We start from the raw sequence: 11,839 nt of genomic DNA, 5'->3' as shown, positions 1-11,839 counted from the left end.
GGTCACCCCGGCCGCACAGGGAGCCGCCGGTAGAATCGAACGGTTCACTTCAGGAGGAATGCATGCGGATCACGGGACTCGGCCACGCCGGGATGTTCATCGAGACGGCCGGCGGAAACATCATCTGCGACCCCGTTCTCGGGCCCTCCTTCTTCGGCTCGTGGTTCCCGTTCCCCGACAACCGGGGGCTCGACTGGGAGCGGTTCGGCCGCGAGGCGGATTTCCTCTACATCTCGCATCGGCACCGCGACCACTTCGATCCGAAGCTCCTCGAGCGCTACATCCGCAAGGACATCGAGGTGCTGCTTCCCGAGTACCCGATCGATGATCTCGAGCAGGACATCCGGGCTCTCGGGTACACGAACATCACGTACGCGCCCGCGGGCGAGATCATCGAGCGCGGCGACCTCAAGATCATGATCACGCCGTTGCGCGCCCCCAGCGACGGACCGATCGGCGACTCGTCGTTGAGCGTCGACGACGGCACCGGATCGATCCTCAACCAGAACGACTCGCACCCGCTCGATCTCGACACGCTCCTGCACTTCGGCAAGCCCGACGCCTACTTCACGCAGGTCTCCGGGGCGATCTGGTGGCCCATGGTCTACGACCTGCCGATGGATGCCAAGCAGAACTTCGCGAAGCTCAAGCGCGACGCACAGAACAAGCGCGCGATGTACTACATCGACAAGGTGGATGCTCCGCACGTCTTCCCGATGGCCGGTCCGCCCATGTTCCTGCGCGACGAGCTGTTCGACTTCAACGGGATCGGCCGCAACGGCGAATCGATCTTCACGGATCAGAAGCAGTTCCTCGCGCACATGAAGGAGCTCTCGCCGCAGTACGACGGTCACCTCTTCGTGCCCGGCACCGTCGTCACCGTCGACGGGGCAGAGGTCACCACGACGCAGTCGCTGTACTCCGAAGCGGAGCTCGCCCACATCTTCGACGAGAAGTGGAACTACCTCGAGGAGCAGCGCTCGAGCCGTCAGCAGGAGATCCTCGACGAGGAGGCCTCGCGCGCCGAGGTGCTTCCGGCGGCCGAGATCCTCGAGGCGCTCAAGGGGTGGTGGGAGCCGCTGCTGAAGAAGTCGCGCACGATCCGCCTCGGCGTCGGCGGGTGCGTCCGGTTCAGGATCGGCGATCTCGACATGGTCGTCGACTTCCCCCGCGCCAAGGTGCGCGAGTACGCCGGGGAGGAGTGCATCTACTGGTACACGATCCCCGCCGACCTCGTCTCGACGAACATCCGCGACCACGAGATCGACTGGTCGAACTCGATCTTCCTGTCGATGCAGTTCCAGGTCGGTCGCAGCGGCAAGTTCAACGAGTTCCTCACGACCTTCCTCAAGTGCCTCTCGGTCGATCGCATCGAGTACGTCGAGAACTGGTACCAGGAGCAGACCGACCAGACCGAAGACGCCGAGATCGGCGACTGGGTCGTGCAGCGTCGCTGCCCGCATCTGCGCGCCGACCTCACGAAGACCGGGAAGGTCGACGAGGACGGCATCCTGACGTGCAGCATGCACGATTGGAAGTGGGACCTCAAGACCGGACGCTGCCTGTCGACCAGCGGCCACCCGATCCGCTCGACGAAGCTCGACGAGGTCACCGACGCAGTGCTCAGCGAGGCCGGCTGACGTGCGCAGCGGCTCGCACCCGCAGGGATCGGGTCGGGATGCCCGCACCTCGCGCCTGCAGTTCGACGGGCCGTTCCGCGGTGCCCGGTGGGTGGTGCGATCGGATGCTCCCCGGCTGGTGCGCATCGCGACCGAGTTCCTGCAGGAGCAGGGCTTCGAGCGTCGTGACGACGGCCGCGAGAACGACGATCGTCCGCAGGGTCAGGAGTGGACGTCGAGCGCTCTCGAGATCGGCGATGAGAAGCGCTCTCGTCGCGGCTTCTGGCAGGGACTGCTGAGCGACGACCTGCCGTTCCCTCTGCCACGGGCGCTGCAGCACTCCATCCCGCCGACGCTCGTGATCGTCGCGGCCCGCCGCGTGGCGAACGGGGTGGCCGAGCTCGTCGTCTTCCCGCACATCTCCCGGAGAGGAGACGCGGAGTACGCCAGGGCGGCAGGGCCGCGTATCCGTGCGGCACTCGACGGCATCACCGCGGCTGCCGGAGCCGAGGGCGCCATGGTGTCGCACGAGTCTCTGCGCGGGGTGCCGAACGACGGCGCCCCGTTCTCGCAGGCCGTCGTCCGCGACGTTCTCGGTTGGCGCTGACCGCGCTAGACTGGTTCCATCAAGCAACCTTTAACACCGTCCTGTGAGGCGGAGAAGGGAGCGGCTGATGAGTGCACGCACAGTTCTGCACGAAGCCGATATCTCGCGGGCTCTGACCCGCATCGCACACGAGATCCTCGAATCCAACCGAGGGGCCGAAAACCTCGTTCTGCTGGGCATTCCGACCCGCGGCGTCACTCTCGCCCGTCGCCTCGCCGCCGTCATCGGAGACATCGCCCAGACCGACGTCCCGGTCGGAGCGCTCGACGTCACGATGTTCCGCGACGACCTCGCGAAGCACCCGACCCGGTCACCGCGCCCGACGGACATCCCGTCCGGCGGGATCGACGGCCGGACCGTCGTGCTGGTCGACGACGTGCTCTTCTCGGGTCGCAGCATCCGTGCCGCACTCGACGCGCTGCAGTCGATCGGCCGTCCCTCGATCGTGCGACTCGCCATCCTCGTCGACCGCGGCCATCGTGAGCTGCCGATCCGCCCTGACTTCGTCGGCAAGAACATCCCTTCGTCCCGCCAGGAGCGCGTCAACGTGCGGCTCACCGAAGACGACGGCGCCGAAGAGGTGACGATCGAAGCATGAGACATCTCCTCGACACCCGCACCCTCGACCGCGAGACCGCTCTGCGCATCCTCGACGTCGCCGAAGACATGTCCGACACGCAGTCGCGCGAGGTCAAGAAGCTCCCGACGCTCCGAGGCAAGACCGTCGTCAACCTCTTCTTCGAGGACTCGACGCGCACTCGCATCTCGTTCGAGGCGGCGGCGAAGCGTCTCTCGGCCGACGTCATCAACTTCGCGGCGAAGGGCTCCAGCGTGTCCAAGGGCGAGAGCCTCAAGGACACGGCGCAGACGCTGCAGGCGATGGGAGCCGATGCCGTCGTCATCCGGCACCCCGCCTCCGGTGCTCCGCAGACCCTTGCGACGAGCGGCTGGATCTCGGCCGGCGTCGTCAACGCGGGCGACGGCACGCACGAGCATCCGACGCAGGCGCTGCTCGACGCGTTCACGATCCGCAAACGGCGGTTCGGTGCCGACAGCCGCGGTCGAGACCTCGCCGGCGTCCGCGTCGTCATCGTCGGCGACGTGCTGCACTCGCGGGTCGCGCGCTCGAACGTCTGGCTGCTCGCCACGCTCGGGGCCGAGGTCACGCTGGTGTCCCCGCCGACGCTGGTGCCCCAGAACGTCTCGCTCTGGCCGGCGAGGGTCGTCTACGACCTTGATCAGGCGCTGGCGGAGGGCCCGGATGCGGTGATGATGCTGCGCATTCAGCTCGAACGGATGAACGCCGCGTATTTCCCGACTGAGCGGGAGTATTCCAGACGATGGGGTCTTGACGCACTGCGAGTCGCGGGCCTTCCGGACGGTAGCATTGTGATGCACCCCGGACCCATGAACCGGGGCCTGGAGATCTCCTCCGAAGCCGCAGATTCCCCGCGCTCCACCGTGCTGGAACAGGTGACGAACGGGGTGTCCATCCGGATGGCAGTGCTGTACCTGCTTCTTGCAGGAGAACGAGACGACGAACGAGGGGGAGACCAGTGAGCGAGACCCTCGTCATCACCGGCGCACAGCTTCTCGGTGCGGAGAGCGCCGACATCATCGTGGAGAACGGTGTGATCGCCGAGATCGGCACCGGTCTCTCGCGCACGGGGGCCCGTGTCGTCGACGCGGCGGGCCTCGTCGCCCTCCCGGGTCTCGTCGATCTGCACACCCATCTTCGCGAACCGGGCTACGAGGCCTCCGAGACGATCCTCACCGGAACCCGCGCTGCGGCGGCCGGTGGATTCACCGCCGTCTTCGCGATGCCGAACACCTCCCCGGTCGCCGACACGGCCGGAGTCGTCGAGCAGGAGCTCGCGCTGGGTGAGGCCGCAGGCTATGCGACGGTCCAGCCGATCGGCGCCGTCACGGTCGGTCAGAAGGGCGAGCGCCTCGCCGAGCTGGGCGCGATGGCGACGTCGCGCGCCCAGGTGCGCGTCTTCAGCGACGACGGATTCTGCGTCTTCGATCCGCTGATCATGCGCCGTGCGCTCGAGTACGTGAAGTCGTTCGACGGCGTCATCGCACAGCATGCGCAGGACCCCCGGCTCACCGAGGGCGCCCAGATGAACGAGGGCACCGTCTCGGCCGAGCTCGGACTCGCCGGGTGGCCGGCGGTCGCTGAGGAATCGATCATCGCCCGTGATGTGCTCCTCGCCGAGCACGTGGGCTCGCGCCTGCACGTCTGCCATCTCTCGACGGCCGGCTCGGTCGACATCATTCGCTGGGCCAAGAAGCGCGGCATCGACGTCACCGCCGAGGTGACCCCGCACCACCTGCTGTTGACCGACGAGCTGGTGCGCGGCTACGACGCCCGGTACAAGGTCAACCCGCCGCTCCGTCGCGAAGAGGATGTGCTCGCCGTACGCGAGGGCCTCGCCGACGGCACGATCGACATCGTCGCGACCGACCACGCCCCGCACCCGAGCGAGCACAAGGCCTGCGAGTGGCAGGCCGCCGCGAACGGAATGGTCGGGCTCGAGAGCGCGCTGCGCGTCGTGCACCAGTCGATGGTGCAGACCGGCCTGATCGGCTGGGACGACGTGGCTCGCGTGATGAGCGCCGCACCCGCACGGATCGGTCGCCTCGCGGGCCACGGCACCGCGCTCGAGGTCGGTGCCCCGGCGCAGATCGCCCTCTACGACGCGTCGGTCGCAGGGGCCTTCACCGAGGCCGACCTGCACGGTCGCAGCAGGAACTCGCCCTACCTCGGCCGAGACCTGCCTGGTCGGGTCGAGTACACCGTGCACGGCGGCGTGCTGACCGTGGACGCCGGTGCCGTGGTCGAGGAGCTGCGCGCATGATCCCCAGGGATCTCGCGATCGCGCTGATGATCGCGCTGGCCGTGCTCGTCCTGCTCGCGATGCTGTTCGCCTGGCGACGACGACTCCGACGCGATTCGGGCCTCACGGCGCCTCTCGGTGTTCCCGAGCACGCGCAGGTGCTCGATCGTCACGAGGTGCTGTACGTGTCGACGACCAAGCACGATCAGCCGCTCGAGCGACTCACGCTGTCGCCGCTCGCGTATCGGGCACGCGGCGAGGTCGCGGTCACCGACCGGGGACTCGCCCTCTGCCTCGACGGCGCGCCGACGGTCTTCCTGGCCTCCGCGCGCCTCGCGAGCGTCGACCGCGCGACGGTCACGATCGATCGCGTCGTCGAGCCCGGCGGCCTCGTCCGCGTGGCCTGGAGTGCCGACGACGACACCATCGTCGACTCCTACCTCCGTCTCACCGACGGCGACCCCCAGAACTTCATCTCAGAACTGCAGCGACTCGTCCCCGCCTCCGGCGCCTCGGACGACGAAGCCGCCCCCGACACAGGAGCAACGTCATGACAGCCCTCCCCGAACCCGCCGTCCTCGTCCTCGAAGACGGGACCCGTCACACCGGCCGCGCCTACGGCGCGCTGGGAACCACGATCGGTGAGGTCGTCTTCGCCACCGGCATGTCCGGCTACCAGGAGACGCTCACCGACCCGTCGTACGCCGGGCAGATCGTCCTGCAGACCGCGCCGCACATCGGCAACACCGGCATGAACGACGAGGACCCCGAGTCCCGACGCATCTGGGTGGCTGGGTACATCGTGCGCGACCCCTCGCGTGTCGTCTCGAACTGGCGCGCGAACGCCTCGCTCGACGAGATCCTCGTGCAGGACGGCATCGTCGGCATCAGCGGCATCGACACCCGGGCGATCACGCGTCACATCCGGTCGGCCGGATCCATGCGCGGCGGCATCTTCTCCGGCGACGACGCACGGCTCGATGCCGAGGAGCAGCTGCGCATCGTGCGTGAAGCGCCCCAGATGGCCGGTCAGAACCTCTCGGCTCAGGTCTCCGTCGACGTCGCGACGGTGACGACCGCGATGGGGGAGAGGGTCGGCAATCTCGCGGTCCTCGACCTCGGAGTCAAGCAGGCCACGATCGACAACCTCGCCGCCCGCGGCTTCGAGGTGCACGTCCTGCCGCAGAACGTCACGATCGACGACATCCGCTCGATCGACCCGGTCGCCGTCTTCTACTCGAACGGCCCCGGCGATCCCGCCGCATCCGGCGACCACGTCGAGCTGCTGCGCGCCGTGCTCGACGACGGCCTCCCCTTCTTCGGCATCTGCTTCGGCAACCAGCTGCTCGGCCGCGCGCTGGGCCTCGGCACCTACAAGCTGCCGTTCGGCCACCGCGGCATCAACCAGCCCGTGCTCGACAAGTCGACCGGTCGGGTCGAGATCACCGCGCACAACCACGGGTTCGCCGTGGACGCCCCGCTCGAGGGATCCTTCGACAGCCCGAACGGCTACGGCAAGGTCGAGGTCAGCCACGTCGGACTGAACGACAACGTGGTCGAGGGCCTCCGCGCCCTCGACATCCCCGCGTTCTCGGTGCAGTACCACCCCGAGGCGGCCGCTGGCCCGCACGACGCCAATTACCTCTTCGACCGGTTCCGCGACATGGTCATCGCGAGCAAGAAGGACGCCAAGTAATGCCCAAGCGCGACGACATCAACTCCGTTCTCGTCATCGGCTCCGGCCCGATCGTCATCGGTCAGGCGTGCGAGTTCGACTACTCCGGCACCCAGGCGTGCCGCGTGCTCCGCGAGGAGGGCGTGCGGGTCATCCTGGTCAACTCCAACCCGGCCACGATCATGACCGACCCCGACTTCGCCGACGCGACGTACATCGAGCCGATCACCTGGCAGGTCATCGAGACGATCATCGCCAAGGAGCGCCCCGACGCGATCCTGCCGACGCTCGGCGGCCAGACCGCGCTGAACGCCGCGATCGAGCTGCACAACCACGGCGTCCTCGAGAAGTACGACGTCGAGCTGATCGGCGCGAGCTTCGAGGCGATCAACAAGGGCGAGGACCGTCAGGTCTTCAAGCAGCTCGTGCTGGATGCCGGCGCAGACGTGGCACGCAGCATCATCGCCCACACGATGGACGACCTGCTCGAGGGAGCAGCCGAGCTCGGCTACCCGCTCGTCGTGCGTCCCTCGTTCACGATGGGCGGCCTCGGCTCCGGGTTCGCGTACGACGAGGAGGATCTGCGCCGCATCGGCGGTGCCGGCCTGCGTGACTCTCCGACCACCGAGGTGCTGCTCGAAGAGTCCATCCTCGGCTGGAAGGAGTACGAGCTCGAGTTGATGCGCGACACCGCCGACAACACCGTGGTCGTCTGCTCGATCGAGAACGTCGACCCCGTCGGCGTGCACACCGGTGACTCGATCACCGTGGCGCCCGCGCTGACGCTCACCGACCGCGAGTACCAGAAGCTCCGCGACATCGGCATCGACATCATCCGCGCCGTCGGCGTCGACACCGGCGGCTGCAACATCCAGTTCGCCGTCGACCCGAGCAACGGCCGCATCATCGTCATCGAGATGAACCCGCGTGTCTCGCGGTCGAGCGCCCTGGCCTCGAAGGCCACCGGCTTCCCGATCGCCAAGCTCGCCGCCAAGCTCGCACTCGGCTACCGCCTCGACGAGATCCCGAACGACATCACGGGCGTGACCCCGGCGAGCTTCGAGCCCACGCTCGACTACGTCGTGGTCAAGGTGCCGCGCTTCGCCTTCGAGAAGTTCCCGGCCGCCGATGCGACGCTCACCACGACCATGAAGTCGGTCGGCGAGGCGATGGCGATCGGTCGCAACTACGCCACCGCGCTGCAGAAGGCGCTGCGTTCGCTCGAGAAGCGCGGCTCGAGCTTCCATTGGGGCACGGAGGAGCGCTCGGTCGACGAGCTGCTCGAGATTTCGAAGGTGCCCACCGACGGACGCATCGTCACCCTGCAGCAGGCGCTGCGCAAGGGCGCGACCGTCGAGCAGGCCTTCGAGGCCACCGCGATCGACCCGTGGTTCATCGATCAGATCGTGCTCATCAACGAGGTCGCCGAGATCGTGCGCACGGCGCCCGAGCTCGACGCCGCCACGCTCCGCTACGCCAAGGAGCACGGCTTCTCGGACGCGCAGATCGCCGAGCTGCGGGGCGAGAAGGAGGCGGAGATCCGCGGCGTGCGCCACGGACTCGGCATCCGTCCGGTCTACAAGACGGTCGACACCTGCGCGGGCGAGTTCCCCGCCCTCACGCCGTACCACTACTCGAGCTATGACTTCGAGACCGAGGTCGCGCCGTCCGATCGCACGAAGGTGGTCATCATCGGATCCGGCCCGAACCGCATCGGTCAGGGTGTCGAGTTCGATTACTCCTGTGTGCACGCGTCGTTCGCGCTCTCGGATGCGGGCTTCGAGACCGTCATGGTCAACTGCAACCCCGAGACCGTGTCGACCGACTACGACACGTCTGACCGCCTCTACTTCGAGCCCCTCACCCTGGAGGACGTGCTCGAGGTGCTCGACGCGGAGGCCGCCAGCGGAACGATCCTCGGCGTCGTCTGCCAGCTCGGCGGACAGACGCCGCTGGGTCTGGCGAAGGGGATCGAGGCTGCGGGATACACCGTTCTCGGCACGAGCCCCGCGGCCATCGACATCGCAGAGGAGCGCGAGCTGTTCTCGCAGCTGCTCGATTCGGCAGGACTCGTCGCTCCGCGCCACGGCACCGCGATCGACGCCGACGGCGCGGTCGCGGTCGCCGAGGAGATCGGCTACCCGGTTCTCGTGCGTCCGAGCTTCGTGCTCGGCGGACGCGGCATGGAGATCGTCTACAGCTCGGAGTCGCTGCGCGAGTACTTCGTGCGCACGGCCGGCGAGGTCATCATCGAGGAGGGCAAGCCCCTGCTGGTGGATCGCTTCCTCGACGACGCGATCGAGCTCGACGTCGACGCGCTGTACGACGGCACCGACCTGTTCATCGGTGGCGTCATGGAGCACCTCGAAGAGGCCGGCATCCACTCCGGCGACTCGAGCTGCACGCTTCCGCCGGTCTCGCTCGGCCGCACCGACATCGACCGCGTCCGCGAGGCGACCCTCGCGATCGCCGAAGGTGTGGGCGTGCGCGGTCTGCTGAACGTGCAGTTCGCCATCAGCGCCGGTGTGCTCTACGTGATCGAGGCCAACCCGCGCGCCAGCCGCACGGTGCCCTTCGTGTCGAAGGCCCTCGGGATCCCCATGGCGAAGGCCGCAAGCCGCGTGATGGCCGGAGCGACCATCGCCGAGCTGCGCGCCGAGGGCATGCTGCCCGAACAGGACGGCTCGCGCGTTCCGCTCGACGCACCGGTCTCGGTCAAGGAGGCCGTGCTGCCGTTCAAGCGCTTCCGCACCGCGGACGGCAAGACGGTCGACTCGATCCTCGGGCCGGAGATGCGCTCGACCGGTGAGGTCATGGGCATCGACCGTGACTTCCCGACCGCATTCGCGAAGAGCCAGGCTGCCGCCTACGGCGGGATGCCGACGTCCGGCACGGTGTTCATCTCGGTCGCCGACTCGGACAAGCGCGCGGTGATCCTGCCGGCGCACCGCCTGCAGCAGCTCGGGTTCACGATCGTGGCCACCGAGGGCACCGCTGAGATCCTCTCGCGCAACGGCATCGCCGTGACGGTCGTCGAGAAGTACAGCGAGACCCAGGAATCGGGCGCGACGAACATCGTCGACCTGATCAACGACGGCTCGATCGACATCGTCGTGAACACCCCCTCGGGGGGAGCGGCCCGTGCCGACGGCTATGAGATCCGCGCGGCCGCCGTCGCAGCCGACAAGGCGCTGTTCACCACGATGGCCGTTCTCGGCGCCGCGGTGAGTGGAATGGATGCGGCGCACGAGGGCTTCCAGGTGAAGAGCCTGCAGGAGTACGCCCTCGACAGGAAGGCCGCTCTGTGAGCGCACGCTTCGGAGAGAGGGTCCGCGCTGCGCTCGATGAGCGCGGGCCCCTCTGCGTGGGCATCGACCCGCATGCGTCTCTGCTCGCCGAGTGGGGCCTGAGCGATGACGCATCGGGGCTGCGCGAGTTCGGTCTGCGCACCGTCGAGGCCGCCGCGGGACGCGTCGGACTCGTGAAACCGCAGGTCTCGTTCTTCGAGAGAGTCGGCTCGGCCGGGTATGCGGCCCTCGAAGAGGTCCTCGCCGCAGCTCGCGCCGCCGGCCTTCTCGTGATCGCCGACGCCAAGCGCGGCGACATCGGATCGACCATGGATGCCTATGCGGCCGCCTGGCTCCTTCCGGGATCGTCTCTCGAGGCGGATGCCCTCACGGTCAATCCCTTCCTGGGAGTGGGGTCGCTCGACGGCGCCTTCGATCTCGCGAGGGAGCACGACAAGGGCCTCTTCGTACTCGCGGCGACGAGCAACCCCGAAGCCACCGCCCTGCAGCGCTCGATCTCGGCCACCGGACGCGCGGTCTCGGCCGACATCGTCTCGGTGGTGGCGGCGCGCAACGCCGAGCATGCGGAGGCAGGGGAGTGGGGCAGCTTCGGCTTCGTGATCGGAGCGACCGTCGACTGGACGGATGCCGGCCTCGCCGCGTTCACCCCTCCCGCACCGATCCTCGCTCCCGGATTCGGAAGTCAGGGGGCGACCCCCGCCGATCTGCGACACCGCTTCGGTTCGATGAGCCCGGCCGTGGTTGCCAGCGAGAGCCGCAGCATCCTCTCGGCAGGACCGACCGGTCTCGCCGCCGCCATCGACGCCCGCGTCGCAGAGTACAGGGAGACTTCCCGTGGCTGAGTCGCGTCCGGTACCCGAGGTCGACCGCGCAGCCGCGGCACGCCGAGCCGTGGAACGTCGTCGCGCACGCGCGTCGCTCAAGCGCGATCTCACGACCCGTGTCGTGACACCGCAGACGGTTCTCGAGCGCGCAGTCGCCGACGCGGACTCCGTCGAGGGCTCGATGCGGATCACCGACTTCCTCCTCGCACTTCCCGCCATCGGCGCCGGCAAGCGCGACCGCATCCTCGACGAGCTGCACATCTCACCGGTCAAGCGTCTCGGCGGACTCGGTGTGCGCCAGCGAGTCGCGCTCGCACACTGGCTCGACACGCGGTTCCCGGTGACGAAGCCGCGCGATGCCCGGAGCCGGCTGCTCGTGCTCGCCGGCCCGACGGCGGTGGGCAAGGGAACGGTCGCCGCCCACATCCGCGAGCACAACCCCGAGATCCATCTCTCGGTCTCGGCGACGACCCGTCCGCCGCGCCCCGGTGAGGTCGACGGAGTGCACTACTACTTCGTCGACGAGGCGGAGTTCGATCGCCTCATCGACGAGAACGAGCTGCTCGAGTACGCCGTCGTGCACAATCGCTCTCGCTACGGCACGCCGCGCGCCCCGATCGATGCGGCTCTGGCCGCGGGCAAGACCGTGCTGCTCGAGATCGACCTGCAGGGTGCTCGGCAGGTACGGAAGGCCGAGCCGTCGGCGACGCTCATCTTCCTGCTGCCCCCCACATGGGATGAATTGGTGCAGCGACTGGTCGGTCGTGGCACCGAGGATGCGGAGGAGCGGGCCCGTCGGCTCCGCACCGCGAAGGTCGAGCTGGCCGCTCAGAACGAGTTCGATCACCTCATCGTGAACGAGGACGTCGCCTCGGCAGCCGCGGAGGTCGTAGAATTGTCTTCGAGCTCTGCGCGCTGACACGATTTCGGGGATCCTGCCACATCCGGTCCCTGAGCCTGTCGAAG

The 11,839-nt window shown here is 68.2% G+C and carries 10 protein-coding genes; all 10 read left to right on the top strand.

Features of this window, described 5'->3' with window-relative positions; genetic code table 11:
• Nucleotides 1-62: 62 nt before the first annotated feature.
• The 10 genes from IXW21_RS08970 (at nucleotide 63) to gmk (ending at nucleotide 11,792) form a co-directional block, all read left to right on the top strand.
• Nucleotides 63-1,640 carry a Rieske 2Fe-2S domain-containing protein gene (locus IXW21_RS08970; RefSeq protein WP_194763918.1) on the top strand — a complete coding sequence of 526 codons (1,578 nt, stop codon included), beginning with the start codon at nucleotides 63-65 and terminating at the stop codon, nucleotides 1,638-1,640.
• Nucleotide 1,641: 1 nt separating this feature from the next.
• On the top strand, nucleotides 1,642-2,226 hold the full coding sequence (locus IXW21_RS08965) for a hypothetical protein (RefSeq protein WP_194763917.1): 585 nt from the start codon (nucleotides 1,642-1,644) through the stop codon (nucleotides 2,224-2,226).
• Nucleotides 2,227-2,293: 67 nt separating this feature from the next.
• The gene (gene pyrR / locus IXW21_RS08960) at nucleotides 2,294-2,824 is read left to right on the top strand and encodes a bifunctional pyr operon transcriptional regulator/uracil phosphoribosyltransferase PyrR (protein ID WP_194763916.1); all 531 of its coding nucleotides are present in this window, start codon (nucleotides 2,294-2,296) and stop codon (nucleotides 2,822-2,824) included.
• Nucleotides 2,821-3,786: an aspartate carbamoyltransferase catalytic subunit gene (locus tag IXW21_RS08955; protein WP_194763915.1), complete on the top strand. Its 966-nt coding sequence runs from the start codon at nucleotides 2,821-2,823 to the stop codon at nucleotides 3,784-3,786. The genes pyrR and IXW21_RS08955 overlap by 4 nt, the downstream gene beginning before the upstream one ends.
• Complete coding sequence (locus IXW21_RS08950; protein WP_194763914.1) at nucleotides 3,783-5,087, top strand: dihydroorotase; 1,305 nt, start codon at nucleotides 3,783-3,785, stop codon at nucleotides 5,085-5,087. The genes IXW21_RS08955 and IXW21_RS08950 overlap by 4 nt, the downstream gene beginning before the upstream one ends.
• Entirely contained in the window at nucleotides 5,084-5,620 is a 537-nt protein-coding gene (locus tag IXW21_RS08945; RefSeq protein WP_194763913.1) for a hypothetical protein, read from the top strand. Before IXW21_RS08950 ends, IXW21_RS08945 begins: the two co-directional genes overlap by 4 nt.
• Entirely contained in the window at nucleotides 5,617-6,762 is a 1,146-nt protein-coding gene (carA, locus tag IXW21_RS08940; protein WP_194763912.1) for a glutamine-hydrolyzing carbamoyl-phosphate synthase small subunit, read from the top strand. Before IXW21_RS08945 ends, carA begins: the two co-directional genes overlap by 4 nt.
• Nucleotides 6,762-10,049 (top strand): carbamoyl-phosphate synthase large subunit, encoded by a 3,288-nt coding sequence (carB, locus tag IXW21_RS08935; RefSeq protein WP_194763911.1) that lies wholly within the window; start codon nucleotides 6,762-6,764, stop codon nucleotides 10,047-10,049. Before carA ends, carB begins: the two co-directional genes overlap by 1 nt.
• A complete protein-coding gene (gene pyrF / locus IXW21_RS08930; protein WP_194763910.1) occupies nucleotides 10,046-10,891 on the top strand; it encodes an orotidine-5'-phosphate decarboxylase in 846 nt (281 codons plus the stop codon). The genes carB and pyrF overlap by 4 nt, the downstream gene beginning before the upstream one ends.
• Complete coding sequence (gene gmk, locus IXW21_RS08925) at nucleotides 10,884-11,792, top strand: guanylate kinase (RefSeq protein ID WP_194763909.1); 909 nt, start codon at nucleotides 10,884-10,886, stop codon at nucleotides 11,790-11,792. The genes pyrF and gmk overlap by 8 nt, the downstream gene beginning before the upstream one ends.
• Nucleotides 11,793-11,839 lie beyond the last annotated feature (47 nt).

The organism is Microbacterium sp. UFMG61 (assembly GCF_015354505.1).
Lineage (GTDB): Bacteria > Actinomycetota > Actinomycetes > Actinomycetales > Microbacteriaceae > Microbacterium.
The sequence above is the reverse complement of the archived record's forward strand: the minus strand, read 5'-3'. Positions and strand labels throughout refer to the sequence as shown.